The sequence below is a fragment of the Haloferula chungangensis genome, assembly GCF_042664875.1.
Lineage (GTDB): Bacteria > Verrucomicrobiota > Verrucomicrobiia > Verrucomicrobiales > Akkermansiaceae > Haloferula > Haloferula chungangensis.
Genome location: NZ_JBHTBS010000005.1, coordinates 113,643 through 134,546 on the forward strand (window position 1 = coordinate 113,643; position 20,904 = coordinate 134,546).

8 protein-coding genes are annotated in these 20,904 nt (G+C 58.0%); 4 read left to right on the forward strand and 4 right to left on the reverse strand.

The window, feature by feature from the left end:
* The first annotated feature begins 5 nt into the window (after positions 1–5).
* From ACFQY0_RS11395 to ACFQY0_RS11405, 3 genes are read left to right on the forward strand one after another with little or no spacing between them, the layout of a single operon-like run.
* A complete protein-coding gene (locus ACFQY0_RS11395) occupies positions 6–1,493 on the forward strand; it encodes a glycoside hydrolase family 5 protein (RefSeq protein WP_379712412.1) in 1,488 nt (495 codons plus the stop codon).
* Between the two features lie 31 nt (positions 1,494–1,524).
* On the forward strand, positions 1,525–3,945 hold the full coding sequence (locus ACFQY0_RS11400) for a sulfatase-like hydrolase/transferase (protein ID WP_379712414.1): 2,421 nt from the start codon (positions 1,525–1,527) through the stop codon (positions 3,943–3,945).
* Between the two features lie 3 nt (positions 3,946–3,948).
* On the forward strand, positions 3,949–7,581 hold the full coding sequence (locus ACFQY0_RS11405) for a hypothetical protein (protein ID WP_379712416.1): 3,633 nt from the start codon (positions 3,949–3,951) through the stop codon (positions 7,579–7,581).
* 71 nt (positions 7,582–7,652) lie between these two features.
* Here ACFQY0_RS11405 and ACFQY0_RS11410 read toward each other — a convergent pair whose 3' ends face one another.
* From ACFQY0_RS11410 to ACFQY0_RS11425, 4 genes are all read right to left on the reverse strand, one after another.
* Complete coding sequence (locus ACFQY0_RS11410; RefSeq protein WP_379712418.1) at positions 7,653–10,328, reverse strand: LamG-like jellyroll fold domain-containing protein; 2,676 nt, start codon at positions 10,326–10,328, stop codon at positions 7,653–7,655.
* A 613-nt stretch (positions 10,329–10,941) separates the two neighbouring features.
* The gene (locus ACFQY0_RS11415) at positions 10,942–12,501 is read right to left on the reverse strand and encodes a tetratricopeptide repeat protein (protein WP_379712420.1); all 1,560 of its coding nucleotides are present in this window, start codon (positions 12,499–12,501) and stop codon (positions 10,942–10,944) included.
* A 67-nt stretch (positions 12,502–12,568) separates the two neighbouring features.
* A complete protein-coding gene (locus tag ACFQY0_RS11420; RefSeq protein WP_379712422.1) occupies positions 12,569–14,968 on the reverse strand; it encodes a right-handed parallel beta-helix repeat-containing protein in 2,400 nt (799 codons plus the stop codon).
* A gap of 62 nt (positions 14,969–15,030) precedes the next feature.
* Entirely contained in the window at positions 15,031–16,887 is a 1,857-nt protein-coding gene (locus ACFQY0_RS11425) for a glycoside hydrolase family 97 protein (RefSeq protein WP_379712424.1), read from the reverse strand.
* 160 nt (positions 16,888–17,047) lie between these two features.
* Here ACFQY0_RS11425 and ACFQY0_RS11430 point away from each other — a divergent pair, with 160 nt between their 5' ends.
* Positions 17,048–20,782, forward strand: coding sequence for a carbohydrate-binding protein (locus ACFQY0_RS11430; RefSeq protein WP_379712426.1), 3,735 nt, complete (start codon positions 17,048–17,050; stop codon positions 20,780–20,782).
* The last annotated feature ends 122 nt before the right edge of the window (positions 20,783–20,904 follow it).

A 20,904-nucleotide genomic window follows, 5' to 3' on the forward strand; every position in this document is an offset into this window, starting at 1 on the left:
CCTCAATGTCCAAGTGCTTCCCATCGGAGTTTCCTGATGCGTCAGGTTCCTTATCCCGTCGACATCATGGTCTGAGTCGCCTGCCTCTGTCGGCATGGGCCTGTGCCGGAGTGCTGGGTTTTCTTGCCCTGGGCAGGGAACCGGCACCGGCAGCTGAGGTCGCCCTGATGTCCCTTCCATCGAGTGTCAAGGTGGCTTCGGCCCCTGACCGTCCTTGGACTGATAAGAAAACAAGAACACTGGCGGATTTGCCGGCCATCCCGGTTGATGAGAAGGGAAGCCGATTCGGGGGGACTCAGGTGAAGTCGGGAACACCGAGCGGATTCTTTCGCACCAGCAAGCTTGAGGGGCGCTGGTGGTTGGTGGATCCCGATGGTTACCTGTTTGTCCACCGTGGAGTAACATCCGTCAACGAGACGCGCACGAAAGCGGCGGGTGAGAGTCTGATCAGGCAGTTCGGCTCTCGGGAAAGTTGGGCGGAGTCCACGAGCGAGCTGCTCAAGGACAACGGCTTCAATGGTCTGGGCGCCTGGTGTGATGAAAAGGTTCTTCAACCTGCTTCAACCGGTCTGGTCTACACCAAGCTCTGGAACTTCATGTCGAGTTATGGCAGGTCCCGAAGAGGCACGTCGCAGGGGAGTGGTCACACGAAATATACCAACGGTTGTCCCTTCATTTTCGACCCCGAATTTGCGGCGTTTTGCGATGAAAGGGCGAAGGCGCTGAAGGCCAGCAAGGAGGACCCGTGGCTGTTGGGCCACTTTACCGACAATGAGCTTCCGTGGAGCATCGAGATGCTCGAACGCTACCTGGAACTTCCGGAGAACGAGGCGGGGTATGTGGAGGCCTGGAGGTGGCTCCGTGAGCGCCATGGTGCCAAGGCAGAAAAAAGCGACATCACGAAGCGCGATCGAGCCGAGTTCGTGGGCCATGCGGCAGATACCTATTTTTCCATCGTGAGCAGGGCGATTCGTAAGTATGATCCGAACCACCTGATTCTCGGTTCCCGTTTTCACGGCCGGGCACTACGGATTCCTGAGCTCTTCGAGGCCGCGGGCCGACACATTGATGTGATTAGCGTGAATTATTATCATGCGTGGAGTCCCGACCAGGACCGCCTGGCCTCGTGGTCGAAGAGTTCCGGAAAGCCGATTATCATCTCCGAGTGGTATGCGAAGGCGATGGACAGCGGTCTGACAAATACGGGAGGAGTCGGCTGGCTGGTCAAGACCCAGGCGGACCGGGCGGCTTTCTATCAGAACTTCACCCTGGGCCTTCTTGAATCCAAATCCTGCATTGGGTGGCATTGGTTCCGCTATTCCGACAACGATCCGGATCAAAAGGGGGTGGATCCTTCGAACCGGGACTCGAACAAGGGCATCGTAACCAGCCATTACAAGCCCTATGAGCCTCTTCTGAACTCGATGAAGGAACTGAACCTGCGAACTCTTGGAATCGTCCGCCACTTTGATAGGAATCAGGCATCTGATTGAGCGAGTTCCTCGGTTTATCACCCTCTTGCAAATGAACATTACTTCAGCGGCTCTAGCCGTCATCTGTTTGGTTTCACTTTTTCGGTTGGATGGTAAAGAGGCGCCGAGCGAGGCGCCGCCGGGTGTTTCCATCCGTCGGGATGTCTCGTTTCTCGCACCTGGCCGGGAGGAAAAGTTGGATCTCTATGAACCGAGCGAGCGTCCCGATGGGAGCAAGCTGCCAGCTGTGGTAATCATCCATGGCGGCGGATGGGTCAATGGTGACAAAGGGCGTGTGCGGGAGTATGTGACCGGCACAAGCTTGGCGAAGGCCGGCTACCTGTGCATCAGCATCAATTATGAACTGAAGGCGGGAAAGCGCTGGCCGAACAATCTGCATGATTGCAAGAATGCCGTGCGCTGGTTGCGGGTGAATGCAGACAAGCTGGGAGTGGACCCCGAACGAATTGGTGTGATCGGTGGATCGGCAGGTGGGCATCTGGCACTGATGGTGGCCTACACGGGTGATGATGAGCGCTTGTCTCCGAAGCAACCCTACCCGGGTGTCTCCGACAAGGTCGGCGCCTGCGTGGATATGTATGGCATCACGAATCTTCTGACCCGCAGGGAAACGGAGAAGGACGGAACGCCGAACGAGGTGCTCAAGGGTCACCGGCTGTTTCCAGAGTCCCGCGAAGAGATGCCCGAAAAGTGGCGGCTTGCTTCACCCGTCAATCACGTCGACAAGAATTCCCCGCCGACCCTGATCTATCACGGCACGGCGGATGAGGTGGTTGATCGCGATCAATCGAAGGAGCTTCATGACGTCCTGCAAGCGGCAGGAGTGGATAGCACACTGCGGATGATCAAGGGGGCCGGACACGCATGGCCTCTGAGGACGAAGGACTTCGATCTAACCGGAGAAGTCATTGAGTTCTTCAACAAGAGCCTGAACAAGCCGGTGAGGGAAGTGGGAAAGGTCAAAACGGATCGGCCGAACGTGTTGTTCATTTCAGTCGATGATTTGAATGATTGGGAGGGGGCGCTGGGTGGAAACTGCCAGGCGAAAACCCCGCATATGGATCGACTTTTTGCACAAGGGACGCTTTTCACCAATGCCCATTGTTCCCAGGCGGTTTGCAATGCCTCCCGCAACTCGCTGCTCAGTGGCATTCATCCGAGCTCGTCGGGCTGGTATGGATCCACAACGGCGATGAGGAAGAGTTATGACCGGGTGATGGGTGATCACAAGATGCTGCCGCAGCACTTCAAGGACGATGGCTACCGGACCATGGCGGTTGGCAAGGTGTTCCATCAGGGCGTGTCCGATTATGGCGACAAGACAGCTGATTTCTGGGATGAGACCGGTCCGAAGTACAAGGTGAAGGGTGAGCTTCTGAAGCGGGGTGGCGGTTATGGGGGAAAGCACTTCTATCCCTTTCCGAAAGAGGGGAGCCAGATCAGCAATCACTATGGAAAGTCACATTCGGACGGGAACTCACTCTGTGCGGGACCGCTCGATCGCGAGGACATGCCGGATGGAAAGATGTTCGATGAAATCATTTCCGAGTGGGCGATTGAGAAGCTGAATGAAGAGCATGAGAAGCCGTTTTTCCTCGCGGTGGGATTTGTCCGTCCCCATGTGCCCTTCACGGCACCCCGTGAGTTCTTCGATCTCTATGATCCCGCCAAGATTGAGGTTCCCAAGGTTCCCGAGAAGGAAATGTCGGACATTCCCTTGATGGGAAAATCCATCGCTTATGGAACGATCAAGGGCGGAGATCATTTTGCGGTGGTCAATTTGAGCGACCGCTACTGGAAGGAGTTGGTTCATGGCTATCTTGCCTGCGTTTCCTTCGTCGATGCCGAGATCGGGAAGGTGATCTCGGCATTGGAGAAAAGCCCTTACGCGGACAATACCATCGTCGTCCTCTGGTCGGACCATGGCCAGCATCTGGGAGAAAAGAATCACTGGAGAAAGCAGTCGCTCTGGGAAGAGGCGACGCGAGTGCCGCTGTTTTTCAAGGCACCGGGCTCACGGGCTGCGAAGTGTGATGAGGTTGTTAGCCTGCTCGATGTCTACCCGACCCTCGTTGACTTGTGCGACCTGCCAAAGGCACCGAAGCTGGAAGGTGAAAGTCTGCTTCCCTTGATCAAGGACCCCGCATCGAAGCGCAGTAGGCCTGTGCTGAATACGTGGTACTACGGGAATCACGCGATTCGTAGCAATGATTGGCGCTACATCAGGTATCGTGATGGTAGCGAGGAACTCTACGATCACCGCAATGATCCCGGTGAGCATGTCAATCTCGCGGCGAATCCCGAGTTCGCTTCAGTAATCGAGGAACACAAGAAGTGGCTTCCAAAGAAGGAAGTGCTTCCCGCCGGTACCAAGGAGTGGAAACCCGACAAACTGGATCGGAGAGTAGACGACTGGAAAGCCAGCGGCTCGATCCCTGGCTGGCTCAAATAGTCTATGAAAATCTCCATCATATCCGCGAGCGCGCTGCTTGCGGTGACTTTGCAGTGCGCTGCATTGGAAGTCGGCGACGTCGCTGTCGTGGGTTACAATTCGAGTGGCACGGATGCGGTGGCATTCGTTGCGTGGGTCGAGATTCCCGAGGGTGAGGAAATTACGGTCACCGACCGACGGTATGAACGAGGAGGCGACGGGAGTGGGGAAGGAAGTGGTGGTGGCACCTATGCTTCGAAGAATTCGTGGCTCATCTGGGAGAATGATACCGGGTCGCCGATTGCTGCTGGCACGGTCATTGTGGTCAGCACGGATGCCGCATCCCTCGGCTCGGCGTCGGGAAATCTCCAACTTACCAATGCGGGAGAGCACATTTTCCTCATCCAAGGCACCTTCAATGGGAATGACCACCTGATAGGCTCTGTGCTCTTTGGTCTCGATTACGATGCGTCGAGCGGCTCTGGATGGGATGGAGGAAGCGAGTCAGATCTGCCGGGTGCCATCAGTGGTCCGTTTGGCAACCTGTTCTTTGATGGGGATCTATCGAAGGAATTCACCGGCTCTAGATCTGGTAAGGCCATCCCGGCTTACCGCGAGGACGTGATGAACACCGGAAGTTGGGGGAGCCCTGCGGGCTCGTCGCTGAATGACGAAGCGTTTGTCGATGGAGCACAGGCTGTCTATGCGCCGGGTGACTTGATGATTCTCGGCTGGAATGCGAACGAACCAGATTCCGTGAGCTTTGTCTCGTGGGTTGATATTCCGAATGGTGAATCATTCCTGCTGCTTGATGCGGACTATGATGGTGCGGGTGACGGGACAGGGAGCGGAATCGAAGGGGGGCATTATGCCAACCTGGAAATGATGACCTGGACGAACAACGAAGGCATCGATCTGCCTGCGGGAACCGTGGTTGTCATCAGTGATATGGCCGATTCCAGTCCCCAAGCCAATGTAGGGAGTGTCAGTGGTGGCTTTGACCTCGATGACGAAGGGGAGCAGTTGTTCATCGCCTACGGTTCGGTCCTTGAGGATGGAGGGAACAACTACTTTGAAGGTGACTTGATCTTCGGTCTGGACTTCGAAGGTGGCCCGACGTGGGGGGAACCTGGGGAATCAAGCCTTCCCGGGAACCTCAATGGGATGGGTGGGAACCTTTCCTTCGGGAGTCAGATGGCACTCGAATATTCCGCCGCGCGGACGGGGTCACCTGTGGCGAACTTTTCGAAGTTGGTTCTCGATTCCGCAAATTGGAGTGCGGTTTCGTCTAACGCCGGACTCGATCCTCAAGCGTTTGCGGAAACGGGGGTTCCCCCGGTGGAGGTCCCCGACAAATTGGGTCAGGTCAACGGTGGTCTGCAATTCCATGCACGACGGATGAATCACAAGCTGCCGATCCTCGACGAGTCCTGGAGTTTGGCTCAGGGGGCTGGCTCGAGCAATTCGGACAATCTGAATGGAGCGTGCTGTGTCAGGCTGCCTTCGTGGCTGCCTTCAAGCCAGCGGGTCGATCCTGCGGCGGAATATTATCTCTACTTTGCCGACCATAGTGGAAATTACATCCGAATGGCCTGGGCTGCGGATCTGGAGGGCCCTTGGACCGGCTACCGGATGGATGAACGCTTGTATTCCTCGATCGGGAACCGGGGCGTCCTGAGCCTCGGGGCCGATGATGAAATCGATACGGGAAGAGGCCTGACCGTGGATGGCCACATCGCTTCTCCCCAGGTTTTCATTGAGGGCGACCATGTGGATAATCTGCGCTTCGTGATGTACTATCACGGCCGGGTCAATGGCAGTAGCGGTCCTCAACGAACGGTGGCCGCAACCTCTGCTGATGGGCTCAACTTCAACATGCCTTCCGGTGGGGACAGCCGCCCCGGGCAATCAGGTCATGGGACTTTGCCTGTGAACCTCGGAGAGAGCTATTTCCGGGTCTTCAAACAGGCGGATCGGTATTACGCATTCAGCAACACCGGTGATATCTATCAGGCGCCTGCCGGAGACCCTCTGGCGGGTTCCTGGGATCGAGGTCCCCAACCCTTTACGGACGAGAATGAAAGCCGGGGATTTGTGGATTGGGGTGATGGATACGGTCCGCTGCGTCCCCGCCACTTCGGCGTCCTGACGCGGGAAGGAAACACTTACGCTTTCTATACGAACAAGGCCGCTTCACCGGAGCGCATCCTTGTCTCGACCTTCGATTTCGATGAGCTCCCCGCAGACTATCAGTCGTGGAAGGGCGACTTCCCAAGTCAGGAGTTGATTCGGCCCGAAGAAGATTGGGAAGGTGGATCGCTGCCGCTCGATATTTCCGAACTGGGAGGCGAAACCACTCCGACCCATCAGTTGCGGGATCCCGGAGTTTTGGAGGATACGGATGGAAGGACTTACGTGTTCTACTCTGGCAGCGGCGAGAAGGCCATTGGACTTGCGCAAATCGTGAGTCTCCCGCTCGTCACAGGATCGACGCAGCTCACCACAGGCGAGAACGCCACTTTTACCATCCTAACGGACCATGACGTCAGCCCTGCGATGCTGAGAATTTCCAAAGCGATTCCCGCAGAAGTTCGATTCGGCGCGGAGGACGATGAAACTCAGGAGCTGGTCCATGCCGGCAATGACCTTGCCCACGAACAGACCTCGACGGTGAATGATGGGGTCAGCTCGTATCGGCTCGCTCATGACGCCAGAGAGCAAAGCGTCACGCTCACCTTGCCAGAGCGCTACTACGCTCGTCCAGGGGCAGACTTCGAGTTCAACAGCAAGATGGGGGTTTCGACGACCGGGCAGTTTGCGGAGTTGCAGATCTCGTTTGATGGATCGATCTGGCAAACCATGTGGATCCAGCAAGGAGGGACAGCGGAGGCCAATTTCAACAAGGTGAAGGTGAATATCGACGGTCTTGTCGGCAGAGTCTTTGAATTGCGTTTTCGCTATGCTCACGAAGCCCTGCGAAATGCCAACTACTCATCAGGCATCGAATCGGGAAAGGGTTGGTTCATTGATCAGGTCGTTGCGACGGGTCTCGAAGCCGTTACGGATATCTCCGATTCGGCATTCACGGCAGAAAGTTTTACGCTAAGTGACATTGCTCCGGTCATTGGTCCCCATCTCCGTGTGGGTGGTGATCTGGAAGACCGGTTCCTTCTGAGTGTCGATGGACTTCACTCGGGACCTGGGTTCAGTGAATTGACGGGGTATGGAAAGCCTTTCGTCATTCGCGTTCGCGATAGCTACGAGGACTTTCTCGACAAGTATTTCACGTCAGCCGAGCAGGACGATCCACTGGTGGTCGGAAAGGGAGTCGACTTCGATGGAGACGGCATGACCAATTTGTTAGAGCATGGCTTTGCTTCGGATCCGACCAAGCCCGACGCCGGGGGAGTGGTTTTCTCCAGTGGTTCGGGCGGGGCGCCTGATCCGGAGATCGCCTTCACATGGGATCCGCAGGCTGGCTATGCCTATGAACTTCAGATGAGCACAAGCCTGGATGCGGGGGGCTTCAAATCGATCCCCTACGTGGAGCTGAGGACACCGAACGGAAGTCTGCTGGACGTCGTGCTGAAACCGGATCCTTCGCTCTACCCTCTTGGACCTCGGGCCTTTTTCCGCCTGAAGGTTGCGGGCGATTGATAGGCTTGTGAAAAGGAAACCCCCAACCCGAGTGACCGGGTGGGGGCTGGATGAAAGCGGAGGCTGAAAGCTCAGTCAGCGACCGTCGGAGTTACCTTGAGGCGAACGAAGGGATCCTCAGGGTTTGCAGAGGTCATGTACTCAATGGCTGATCCATTGACTGTCGAATCCCGGTCCGTCCAAAATTCCAGATCATAGGAAGTTTGAACGGTGTAGGTTCCGATGAAGCTGGGATAGTACGGCCATGAGATCACGCCATCGATGATCTGGGGATTCGGCGTGAAGACCGGGTCATTGGTCTGACCCATGAAGTATTCCACCCCGTTCTGAACTCCGTCGCCGTCGAAGTCCTCGTCCGGGCCCTGACTTCCGGCATAGAGGGTGCTCCAATCCGTGAAAGGAACCGGAACGACAATCGTGTCAGCCCCGGCCGCGTAGTTGGATACCACTTCGGATGGAGTCATGATTCCGGAGTAGATGCGGAATTCGTCGAAGGATCCCTGCAGTCGGCTGTCGGCAGCATTGGAGCGGCCCAACCAGTTGTTCACGTCATCCACGGCCGCGATCGAGTTGTTTCCGTAGGCGATGGTATCGCTGCCGATGTTCTCTCCGTCCAGATAGAGGTTCCGGATTCCGGTCTGAGGATCGAGAGTCAGCACGAGATGGGCCAGAGCACCGGTGACCAAAGTGCTGCTGCCTTGAAGAGCCTGTGTCCCAAAGGAAGCCCGGCTTGTGGTAAACTCGGTGAAGACTTGCCCGGCGGCGCCACCCCGTCGTGGAATCAGGTCAATGGTGGAGGTCTGCTGCTTGCTGGCGTTGCCTTCTCCTGCGGTGTTGTTCCCGAAGTCGAAGGCACGCATCCATGCCGTGGTCGCATCGATCGTCATCCAGACTTCAAAGGTGATGCCTGTGGTATCAACGTCTTCAATCGTGGATACGATTCCATTGGGAAGATTGACGTAGGCACCGCCATTGGCGTCGGCTCCTCCAGGAAGTGCGAGCCTGCTGCCCGTCGCATCGTAAACGGCGCCAGTTCCCAGCACTTCTCCATCAGCACTTCCTACCGAGTCCGTGATGACGGTGGTTTCTGGTGCCGTCGCTGATCCGCTTCCATTGAAGCTGTAGCGGTGCAGCAGGGTGGTTGGCTTCGCCGGAATTTCACTGACATTGAACTCGAGCTCAACGGTATCGATGCCGGGAAACTCAACGTAGATGATGTTCGGTTCTGCGTAAATTCCAGGAGTGGCTACGCCGGTGATCGAGTCGATATCCATGACACTGAAGTCGTCAGAATCAAAGTAGACGCTCGGAAGGCCGTTCAGGGTGATCGGGGTGGTGATGTTCGCGCTTGTTGCCTGTGCCGTCACCGTGACCCCGGCTCCATTGACAAATAGGTTGGTGCTGGGGCTGGAAGCGGTCAGCGAATCCGGAACTTCGACGATGAGTTCGGTCGTGACGGTAAAGGCCTCCGAATCGGGAATCGCCAGGGCCGCAGTGATGATCGACGAGCCGGCATTCAATGGGGTGACAACTCCCGTGGAGGGATCGATATCCGCGACACTGGTGTCACTGCTGCTATAGGAAAATCCGGTATACCCCTCGATCGCAACATCGGTCAGGCTGCTGCTTGATGCGGTAATGTTGATGTCCTTGGTCGGTCCGTGATTGAGATAGTAATCCGGGTTGGGTGTCGAGAGCGTCAGGGAAGTCGGTGCTTCCACCTCGATGCTGATGGCATTGGTCGTTGCCTGAGTGCTGTTGTCTCCAAGCACTGTGGCAGTCACACTGGCGGTTCCCGGTTTGAGGGGAGTTACGAGGCCTGTTTCAGAAACCGTGGCAACATTGGTGTCTGACGATTGGTAGCTGATGACTGATGAGCCAAGCGCCGTGACGTTCTCAACGCCTGCCTCAGAGAAGGTAGCCGTCGCGGTGAGTTGGGTGCTTGGAGCGCCCACGAGGAAGGTGGTATCTCCCGGAGCGGTCAGAGTGGCCTCCGTGACCTCGCCGAAAACCGCAGGTGCTATCGAAAGCGAGAACCCGTTGAAAGCCCCGGTTCCCCCGTTGTCAGACTGCTGCCAGTCGAAGGAAATGGTATTGGTGCCGTCAGATACGAATACAAACTGCACCCATGGAATGGATCCAACCGAGCTGTTGCGTGCTTCACCGGCACCATTGTACAGAGTTTCGGCGGTTTGGTCCGGCATCGTGCTGTACTTGGCAGTGAATCGGGCATCCTGTGAGGTGTTGTCTCCGACTCCCCAGCATGTCAGCGTGATCAGGTCTCCGGCATCGGTGTTGAATTCGCTGATGGTAAGCGTATTGATGTCGGTCGCATTTCCTTCAAAGCAGTAGGTTTCGGAAATCGCCGCATTGTCATTCCAGGACGTGTTGCCCGCGGAATAGCCACTCACCGATCCGGATGTCTGGACGGTGAAGGAATTGCCCTCGGGGCCATAGACTTTGGCGGTGGCGAGATTGTTCCAAGTGGTTCCATTGTTCCCACTGTTCCCCGCGTTGATCGGGGCATCGCCGACATTGACGACGACGGTGGTCGATGTATCGAGTTTAGAGTCTGCGGTGGTGAATGCTGCGAGGACATCCTCAGTACTGGCTGGGCCGGTCGGATTCGCAGAGGCCCGACCTTCGCGAAAGTCGACGGCCAGAGAGTCAGCCTGACTGACGGTCGCCATGCTGGGGATGATCATTGATGCCAGCCACAAGCGGACTAACAGATCTGAGTTTTTCATGGAGTGTTGGTTTTTTGGGTTATTATCGTTGTTGGGTTCTATGTTTTTTCCTGGAGAGGCATGCTTGCTTCGAGTGCCCTGGGACGGGCATCCCAAAACTCGGTGATTGAAAGAGGATGAGGGGCGGCCGTCGGAGCGCCGGAGGTTTTGTCCCGAACCGGGTTGATCCAGCACTGGCAATGCAATTCGTGACCGCTTGAAGAGGCAGGCCGTGGGGAGCAAGACGGATGGCCATACGGGGTCTCAGCAATGGGAATCGGGTTTTTCATGAGTAGGAGGTGTGCTTGGATCACAGACATTCCCTCATCATTGGAATTCTCCGAAAATAAGTTTCCGGAACGAATTAATCCCTACCATGTCATGGAAGCCATGGGACCGCAAGGTGTCAGGTCGTAATAATTGCTCACCTTGTTAAAATAGGCCGTCTTCGACGCGCGTCGGTATCAAAGAAGCTTAGAGAAGTCGCATAATGAAGTATATCATGGCGCGATTCAAGAGTGCCTGGGGTCACGTCGACCACCTGGCGGTTTTAGGCTTTGATCTAACAGAGCGACGGTTTGGTCGTGCCTGTCGTTGGTGGCGCCCGTTCCGCTTCTCGGATGGGGATTCCGTTCTATTCGGACGAAGGCTGCTTTTTCTCCTCTGATAACTCGGCGAGGATCTTCCGGCCTGCGGCGAGTTGCTCGTCGGTGAGCATTGAGGTGAGTTCTCCGAGCTGAGCTTTGGCATTCTCGTCACCGCGTTTCACGGCCAGGGAAAACAGCGCCCAGGCACGGGATTGATCCTGCTTGGTTCCGAGCCCTGCGGCGTAGAGCCGCCCCAGCCTGGTAGACGCCTCGGCATGGCCGGCATTGGCTGCCTGAGTGTAGAGACGGCCTGCATGGTCGAAGTTCTTGGGGACGCCAAGGCCCTGTTCATAGAGGACGCCGAGGTTGTGAGCTCCCTGGGGGTAGCCGCCCGAAGCGGAGCGGCTGAACCACGAGGCTGCAGCCGTGGCGTCGCGGACACCCAGGCGACCCGAAAGATAGAAAAGGCCCACTTCGTTCTGAACGTCCACCAAGCCGGATTCGGCGGCGGCAACGAGGTGGGCGTAGCCTTCCACAATTTCAAGGCCTTCGCCTTTGAGAAGGATTTCGGCTGACTTGAAATGGCCGACTGAGCTTCCTGCGCGGGCGGCCTTCCTGAGCCACTCAAGCGCCTCCTTGGGATCCTTTTTCTGGCCGCCACGTGCATCTGTTAGAAAGGAAGCCACCTTGATCATGCATTCCGCCTGGCCGGCTTCAGCACCCTTTCTGTAGTTTGAATAAGCAGCTTCATCATTCTTCTCGACCAGTTCTTCAAAGTCGCCGAGAGCGAGGTAAGCGGAGACTTGTCCGTCAGCAATGGCCTTGGCGAGCCACTCGCGGCCTTGCGATTCATCGCGGATGGATTCCTCGCCATTCAGGAGCCGTGAGCCTACCGCAACCATGCCGACACCGTTTCCAAGGTTCGCGGCCTTCTGGTAGAGTTTGAAGGCGGCGTTGGGATCGCGCTTTTCAGGAAAACCGAACTCGCCATCCAGCAAGCGGGCCCGAGCCAGAGTGGCGACGTCACTACCTTTGTCGCTGGCCTGAGTCCACCAGTGGTTGGCTTTGTCGAAGTCGGGCTCTCCTTCGAGCCACCCCTGCAGCGCTCCCTCGCCGAGAAGGAGAGCGGCTTCCCCTTGGTCGTCTTTCGAGAGAGTTTCGAGGATCGATCTTGCTTCTTGGCGGTCCTCCTCACCCCCGGCGATCAGGATTCGAGCGAGACGGTAGGGGGCCTCCTTGTTGCCAGCCTTGCTTGATTCGCGGAGGCTCTTGATGGCCAATTCCCGCGACGCCGTGATGCCGCTTCCCGTGGAGTAGGCGACACCCATGAGGAACAGGGCATCGGCATTCCCTTCCGCAGCCAGTGCTTGGGCAAGCTTCACGGCGGCCTGATGCTCACCCTTGTTGTAGGCTTCGATCGCTTCAGCCATGGGCTGGTCGTCTGCAGCGTCGACCTCGATGCTGTTGACGTTCTTTTCAGAAATGACTGACGCGTTCTCCGCCGGCTTTTTGGTCGTTGGATTCTGTTCGGCGATCTCATCAATCGCCGCAGAAAGGGGGCTGGCGAGGAGAAGGGCGATGACGAATAGCGGCGGCTGCGGTCTCATTCCCCCAAGCTATCTCCTGTGAAAACCGAGACAAGCGGAAGCGCGTGGCATCCGCCGATGACGGGAATTAAGGCGCTTTCTCAATGGTGAGTTGGATAGCTTCCTGACCACGCCACACGCCCAATTCGACTTTACCCTTGGCGATGTGCCACTGGCCTTGAAGTTCGGCGAAGGTGTCGGTGGGCTTGCCGTTGCATTCGATGATAACGTCGGACTTCTGCAGTCCCGCATTGGCGGCGACGCTATCCTTTGGCACTTCAAGCAGACGCACGCCGGTCTCTTCCGGAAGGCCGGTGGCGGAGACTTCGCCCATGCCGACGATGTTCTTCACCTTGGCACCGAGCCACTGCTGTTCGCGGCGGTCACGCTTGGATTTCTTTTCCGCCGGGTCGCCGGGGATCGGGAGTTTGGGCGAGCGGGCGAGCTTCTTCAGTTCCGGGCTGGTCACGCCGAACTGGTCCATCGGGAAGTTCTTGAAGCCGAGCTTGAGGGCGGGGGAGTCGTCGGCGACACGGTAGTCGCCCTTCTCAGGATCGAGGAATTTCGGATCGCCGAAAATCGAGTGCTCGTCGCGCTTGCTCTGGCCGGCCAGCGGAAGCGCGGGGCCGGTCTTGGTTTTCGAGACATAGAGATTGTGATCAAACTCCTTGCCCCACGGCGAGGTGGGCATGATCGCCGGACGGTAGCTTTCGAAGACGATGTTGTTGCGGAAAATGTCGCCGCTGTGCGGATACCAGACGTGCGGGTGGAGGCTGTTGTTGACCATGATGTTGTTCTCCACAGTGCGCTTGAAGCCTTCACGATTCTTGATCCCGCCATTGAGACAGAGGTTGTTGAAGATGTGATAGTTTGAGGAACCGTCATCGAGATCGATGTCCCAACCGTGGTCGCAGCGCCAGCGGCTGTTGGAAATCGTGATCGGGTGGATGACGTCGAGAAATGGCGTGTCCTTGTAGTCGCCAGCCCCCATGTCCTTTTCAGGCACATCCTTGAGCTTCCAGAAGCGGTCGCGGCCCCAGGAGTTGAAGGAGCCGTGGTCGCCGGTTTCCATCACGGTGTCGAAGACATCGCAGAAGTCGATCACGTGGCCGCCGAAGTTGCCGGCGCCGATGTTGATGCCGGCGCGGGGGACGTCGTGAACGGTGACGTGGCGCACGGTGATGTGCATGGCGATGTCGATCTCGACGCCGGCGGTCTGCTTTTCAACGCGGCCGATGTCGTGGATCAGGCAGTCTTCGACGAGCACCTCGGCGGGGAAGTTGTTGCTCTTCGGGCCGGGAGTCTTGTCGATCTTCTCAAAAGTCGTGCGTGAGCCGTAGCCGACGAGTCCGTCGCGCACCGCCTTCTGGTCGCCGATGATCGCCACGCCGTTGCCGCCGGCCTGCTCGATGTGGCAACCCTTGATGGTGATACGGCGGTTGTAGTCGTTGACGAAGATTGCGTTGCCGCCGACCTCCCGGACGTGGCAGTTCTCGATGGAGACGTCTTCCGCGCCGTCGAGGAAGACCGCGCCGCTGCGGTTGACGGTCCAGTCGGTGCGCAGCAGTCGCTCCTTGTTTTTCATGAAGGTGCGGGCGGCGTGGCTGAAGGTCAGACCGGATAGCTCAATGAACTTCGCCGGGCTTTCCTCGCTGCCGCTGAACTCCACAAGGTTTTCGAGACGCGCGGTCTGGAAGCGCGCCTTGTCGAGGTCGAGATCCTTCGGCGGGTAGAAGTAGAGCGTGCTGGTCTCGGCATTGAGGAACCACTCGCGCGGCGCGTCGAGTTCCTCGAAGATGTTTTCGACAAAGCGGATGTCGGGATGCGGGGGCGAGGGCCGGTTGTTCTGCCAGCCGCCTTCGTGAGTCAACTCGCCCTTGTCGTTCTTTCCGGTGATGCGGTAATGCATGCCGCCCCACTTGGCCTTGTGCATGGCGTGCATGAAGCCGCCTGCCGGGTTCTGCCATTCCGCGGCCTTCTCCTTACTGAAGGCATCGGCGGCGGTGCCGTTGAAATACTGCGCCTTGGGGTCGAAGTTCGGGTAGCGAGCCATCGGCATCGTCTCGTCGTTAACGTAGAGGATGTCGATCGCGGTGCCGTTAGGGACCTTGGCCATTAGAATACCGTCCTGATAGAGTTGCCAGTCCAGCTTGCCGAGATCGGCGCCGCCGCTGATGACAGCGGTCTTTCCCTCGGTGGCCCGGAAGGTGACCGGCGCGTCCTTGGTGCCGGAGTCGGCGGCTTCGAGGACCAGTGGCTTGCCGAGGTAGTGGATGCCTTCGCCAAGGATGATGTCGACGGCTTCCTTGCCACGTTCATCGGAGGCTCGGAGGAGTTCCTGCGCCTTGTGGAGAGTGGCGACCGGCTTGTCGGCCGAGCCGGGGTTGCTGTCATTCCCGGATGGGCTGACGTGAAGGTCCAACGCGATGGCAGAAGAGCTGAAATTCGCGATGCCAATGAGGCAAGTGAGGGCGTGAAGGGGTTTCATGTATGGATTACTAGGTGTGCGGTAGTTCTCTTACTTGGAAAGCGGAATCTTCCAATGGCGGACTAATGGTCGCTGCCAATTGGTGTTAGGATGATCGCCTGGCCGCCGTTGTCGGCCATGTCGGCGGTGATGGTGGACTCGGAGGTGACCTCTTCGCTCGTGTTGGCGACTTTGGTGGGGTCCGAGCCATCGGGGAATTCGTCGGACTTGATCCGGGCAGTGTACTTCACGCCGGGTTCCAGGAAATCGAGTTTGATCTCCAGCTTGCGGGGTTCGCCGGCGTTCATGGTGCCGACGAACCACTTGTCGCCGCTGCGACGGGCGATCGAGACGTATTTTTCCATTTCGCCGTGGAGCACTTTGCTGTCGTCCCAGGCGGTGGGGACTTCCCTGAAGACCTCGAGGTCGGGGGCGTCGGCGTTCTTGAAATGCCGCGGGCGGTCATACCAGAAGAGCAGCTGGATCGGGCTGTAGTAAACGATCGAGGCCGCGAGCTGGTGGGCGCGGGTGGTGTGAATACGGGAACTATAGTAGCAGACGGTGTAGTCGGCGGCGCCGCAGAGGAAGCGGGTGAAGGGAAGCAGCACGTTGTCCTTTGGTTGCGGCATCTCCTCGTTGCCGTGGATGCCTTCCTGAGTCAGCAGGTTCGGGTAGGTGCGGCTCCAGCCGGTCGGGCGGTAGTCGTCGTGGATGTCGACGACCATCTGGTAGTCGGCGCACTTCTTGACCGCCTCGTGCACCCACTTGGTCCACTTCTGCGAGCCGACCTTGACGAAGCCGAACTTGAGGCCGGCGACGCCCCACTTCTGATAGAGTGGCAGGAGTTCGTCGAGTTGTTGCTCCAGGGCGATGTGGTTGACGTAGAGGATCGTGCCGATGTCGTGCTGCTTGCCGTAGTCGATCACCGCTTGCAGGTCGAGGTCGCCACTGGAGCGCTTGGGGTCGATGGTGACGGTGGTGGCGTCGGACTTCGGATTCCCCTGTGGGCCGTACCAGCCGGCGTCGAGGAGGATGTAGCGGGCCCCCATTTTCTTCGCCCAGTCGATGGTCTGCTTGGCGGTCTCGGTATTCAGCTCGCTGCGGATCGCCTTGCCGGGGCGGATCCACGAGGTGTCCTCGATGGCGCAGGGCTCGTTGAGGTTGGGAAGCAGGTCGTTGTTCTCTAACAGCTCGCCGGGAGTCTCGCCGATCAGGAGATAGCGCCAAGGCGTGGAGAAGGGGCCCTTGGCGACGACTTCGCTGTCGAGCTCGATACCGAAGGTGTTGTCTGCCGGGGTGGTGAAGCGCAGGCGGGCGTAGTCGACAAGGCGTGCTTCACCCAGCGCGACGAAGGGGCTGGCTTCGACGACCAGCGGGCGTTCGATGTTGTCGCCGGCTTTGGAAATGGGAACGCGGCGATAGACGGCTTGCGGATCTTTGGTGTCCCAGCAGAAATGATCGTCGGCGAAGCGGAACTGGCTGAGTTCCTTGGTGATGGTGAAGCTGCCGGCTTGCTCGGGAAGCGTGTAGCAGAAGGCGACCCCTTCGTCGTAGGCGCGAAAGGTGATCTGCAGGGCGGACTTGTTCTTCTGACTGAGGTCGATGACCAGCTGGTTGTAATGGTCACGGATCGTGCTGCGCTCACCAACGAAGGGTTTCCAGGTTTCGTTGTGGCTGCTGGTGGAGGTGTTGGCGATGGCAAAGCTGTTAGAGAGATCGGCGTCGCCTTTCAGCTCGAGACCGAGTGCTGAGTCCAGAATGAGCGGTTTGCCCTCGTAGTCGACCGAGTAGCGAGGTGCCCCCTGATCGCTCAGGCTGAAACGAAGCGAGATTTGGCCGTTGGGAGAGGAAAGGGACAAAGGGGTGGCATCGTCCCCGGCAGCATGCAGGAGTTCGAGGCCGGAAATGGTGGACAAAATGAGAAGGTGGGCGAGTTTCATAGGGCGTTCGCGTGAAGTCTGGCCAGGCATCGTCAATTTGCAAGGTAAGGAGCTGTTGACGGAGATGAGAACTTTCTTTTCAGCTGGACAGCACCCACGAGTTACCCCATCCGCAGCACCACATTCCGGCGGAATGACAATGCCTTTTTTGACCTGCTTCATGAGAAAATCCTGCCTGACTCTTCTTGCCGTTTTCCTGGCCTCCGTCATTCATGTCGGGACTGCCGCGACGATTCAGTGGGGGAGCCCGCAAACGATTTCTTCGGCGGCTTTCGACATCGAGACCGACGGTTCGCTGGTTTACGCGATCGATGCGGGTAGCAGTGGCGATGGAAGTTCATCCGTCACGCTCACCGGCAAGAACGGCATCGAGGTCGAGTTCGCCTCCTACAATGCGGTGAATGCGGAATCCATCCCCGGCTTCAGCAGCAAGTTCCGCGATGGTGCCAACTTCGGAACGGGGAGCTCGGACTACGGCGCCATTGTGAACGATGGTTTTTATCACGGTGACAACGCATTGGATGCCCATTCGGCGGAGTTTACGACGGATACCGTGGTGCTGAGCGGCCTGACGATCGGAGCGGCGTATCAGATTCAGTATTGGGCCCAGGATGCGGACCGGAGCCCGGCCTTTCAAACGATGGTGGATGGAGCTGTCGTGCTCGAGCTGGACAGCAGCGCGGACAATGCCATCGACTACGGCCAGTTTGTGGTGGGCACCTTTACGGCCGATGCCACCCGCCAGTCCTTCGGGGTCTCGGGATGGCTCAATGGTGCGACCAACTACGGCCGTGCGCAGCTCAATGCCTTCCAGCTGCGGGCCATCGACAATCCATTCGGCAGTTGGCGCATCGAAGCCGAGGACCGCGACAGTCAGTCCGGAACCCGGTTGGAAAGTACCGGCGATGTCGGCGGCGGGCAGAATGTTGCCTACATTTCCAACGGCGATTGGCTTCGATTCGATGAGGTCGTTTTCGGGGAGAACGCCCTGCTGAACTTCCGAGTCGCTCGGAACAGCGGTGCGGACGATGGTCATATCGAGGTCCGCCTGGGGTCACCGAGCGGAACCTTGATCGCGCAGATCGATGTTCCTGAGACCGGTGGCTGGCAAACTTGGGAAACCTTGTCCATTCCCGTCGCCCCACTTTCCGGAGAGCAGGATGTCTTTCTCGTTTTCGTCGAAACCCATACCGCCAACAATGGCACGCTCTTCAATCTGAACTGGTGGTCCAAGACGGCGATGGTGGAAGCGGAGGACTACGACAACGGCCAGGATTATCGGTTTGAGGATACCCAGGATATTGGCGGCGGCCAGAACCTCGGCTGGATCAGTGACGGCGAGTGGATGGAATACACCATAGCCCCTGAAACCACCGGCTGGCATCGCCTGGATTTCCGGGTCGCGGGCGACAATTCGGACGGATCGATTGATATCGTTTCAAACGGGCAGACGCTGGGTTCGGTGGTGATCGGTGATACCGGGGGCTGGCAGTCATGGAAAACCGTCAGCACCTGGGTGAATTTCCCGACGTCCGGCACGCAGACGCTGCGGCTGGAGTTCGTGGTTCCCTCGGCATCCTTCAATCTGAACTGGCTTTCCTACGAGTCGACGAGTGCGCCGCGACCTTTGGTGGTGGGCAGCACTCCGCAGCAGCAAATGCGCTACGGCATGGATTACGAGCGCCTGTGGTACTGGACCGGCGGCCTCAGTGGTTCCGAGCGGGATGACATCGCGCGCTGGACGGCAGTCGATGCCGACGTCGACTTCATCCGTGTGGCGGTGAATTCGGAATACGAACTCGACGAGGGAACCTACGATCTCTCGGCCTACACGAGCAAGATCATCCCGCTGATGCAGGAAATGAAGCAGGCGAATCCGAAGATCAAGTTCTTCGCCTCGCCGCGTCCGCTCAACGAAGCGGTTAGCAACGCCTCCTGGCAACCCTATCCGATCTGGATTACTGGAGCGCCGAGCTATTCCAGCTCATCCTTCGATTTCAAGTGGCAGAAGTGCGCGGAATATCTCGTGCGCTATCTCCTGCTGATGAAGTCCTACGATTTCAAGATCAGCTTTCTGGACGTCACCAACGAGTGGCAGAGCAATGGCTTCGGGGGGCGGATCACCCAGGATGATATGGACAACATTCATGAGTATTTGAATGTAACCTATCTGGCGGCGCCGTGGGAGCACCCGGCCTATCCGGGCCTGACGCTCACTGCGGATGACATCCCCAAGATCGTAGCGCCCTCGTCCTGGAACTATGCCCAGGGAACCCAATGGATTGAGAACCTCGACAGTGGTGACAGGGAGGCCCTCGCGATCGCCGCCTGCCACAACACCGACCGAACTGGTGACGCGCAGTCGTTTGCCGATGCGGTGACGGAGCGATTCGACCAGCCTGGCGATACCGTTCCGGAAATCTGGAATACCGAAGTCCATGGCTGGAAGAGCACCTCCAACGAAAATGAAACCACCTCCTTTTACTTCTACCTCGAGGCCATCCGCGCTGGCTTCGGTGGAATCAACGGCTGGCTGGCCATCGGCACGACCAGCCAAGGCCATTCCTACATCCTCAATCCCGGCGGGACTCCGACCCGCAACGTCAAATACTACATCTATCGTAAACTCAGCTCGACCTCGAACTACGGCCACGCACTCGACATCCTCGAGGAGCCGGGTGCCGATGTCCTCAACGCTCCGCTTGGTTCCAACGACGACGATATCCCCCGAAATGTAGCGGCTTTCATCAAGGGCAAGCTGATGACCGTCTGGGTCGTGAATGAGAACCCTGACCCGGTGCCGCTGGAGATCACCCCATCGGGAAACACCATCGCATCCAAGACGGTCAGGCGAACCCGCTGGACGGACCCGAATGATGTGGAGGGCTTCGAGACGCTCATTCCGGTTCTCACCGAGAACTCATTCTCGACGACCATTCCCGGCGAGTCCGTGTGCTGCTTCGAGATCACGCTCGCTCCCGAGACCTTCCCCATGCAACGCGTCGAGGCCGAAGAATATTCCCATCAATGGGGAACCAACACGGAAGATCATGGAAGCTACATGAATCTCGGCAGCATCGAGAACGGCGACTGGGTTCGCTACGGCTCCGTCGCGCTGGCAGAGGATTCGGCACTCGCATTCCGGGTGGCGCGCCCCAACGGTCGGCCGGAGGGCACGATCAGAGTCCGCGAAGGCAGTGCTGACGGCGCGATTCTGGGTGAAGTCGACGTGCCGCTCACCGGTGGCTGGCAGACCTATCAGAACGTTGTTGCGAAGCTCGATGTCGAAGCCGGCATCTACAACCTTTATCTGGAGTTCGTGGAGAACGGGACGACCGGAGCGGCATTCGTCAACTTCGACTGGTTTGAGATTCAAATTCAGGAATCTCCCGAGAATTTCGTCGGTTCTGCGGTCAGCGGATCGGAAGTCATGCTCAGCTGGGATGCCGTTCCCGAGGCGATCGGTTATACCGTGAAGCGTTCCATGACTCCGGGAGGTCCCTACAATTCGGTGAATGACAGCGTGGCGGGTACCAGCTTCAGCGACACCGGTGTGGCTGCTGGAACTCGCTACTACTACATCGTTGCCGCGCGCTTCGATGGCTTCGAAGGCGATCCGTCGGTGGAGATCTCGGTGGTGCCTTCGAATCCCATTGTCATCGAAGAGCTCCGCATGAGCCCGCCGGCGATCGCCGGATTGAATTTCGAGTTTTCGATCCTCAACTCGCAGCTGGGTCACCATTACCAGCTCCAGGAAAATGAAGATCTGGAAGCGGCCGACTGGCAGGACATCGGCGAGATTCGGCCCGGAAATGGAGGTGTTCTGGATTTCAGCGCACCCATCGACGGACAAGACTCGAAGCATTTCTTCCGGGTGGAAGTCGAGAGGCAGTAGGCCATCAGGAGAGCCATCCTCCCAGATGTTTGCCTTGTCTGGCGTTGAAGGTGCTCGTCGCTTCTCGCCGGTGGAAAGTGGGTGAAGGACTTCTCCCTTGGAGGAGCGGACTTCCGCCTTCG

Coding starts and splice junctions, on each gene's coding strand:
- ACFQY0_RS11395 (WP_379712412.1), top strand. CDS start 6: ATGTCCAAGTGCTTCCCATCGGAGTTTCCTGATGCGTCAGGTTCCTTA.
- ACFQY0_RS11430 (WP_379712426.1), top strand. CDS start 17,048: ATGAGAAAATCCTGCCTGACTCTTCTTGCCGTTTTCCTGGCCTCCGTC.
- ACFQY0_RS11405 (WP_379712416.1), top strand. CDS start 3,949: ATGAAAATCTCCATCATATCCGCGAGCGCGCTGCTTGCGGTGACTTTG.
- ACFQY0_RS11425 (WP_379712424.1), bottom strand. CDS start 16,887: ATGAAACTCGCCCACCTTCTCATTTTGTCCACCATTTCCGGCCTCGAA.
- ACFQY0_RS11410 (WP_379712418.1), bottom strand. CDS start 10,328: ATGAAAAACTCAGATCTGTTAGTCCGCTTGTGGCTGGCATCAATGATC.
- ACFQY0_RS11420 (WP_379712422.1), bottom strand. CDS start 14,968: ATGAAACCCCTTCACGCCCTCACTTGCCTCATTGGCATCGCGAATTTC.
- ACFQY0_RS11400 (WP_379712414.1), top strand. CDS start 1,525: ATGAACATTACTTCAGCGGCTCTAGCCGTCATCTGTTTGGTTTCACTT.
- ACFQY0_RS11415 (WP_379712420.1), bottom strand. CDS start 12,501: ATGAGACCGCAGCCGCCGCTATTCGTCATCGCCCTTCTCCTCGCCAGC.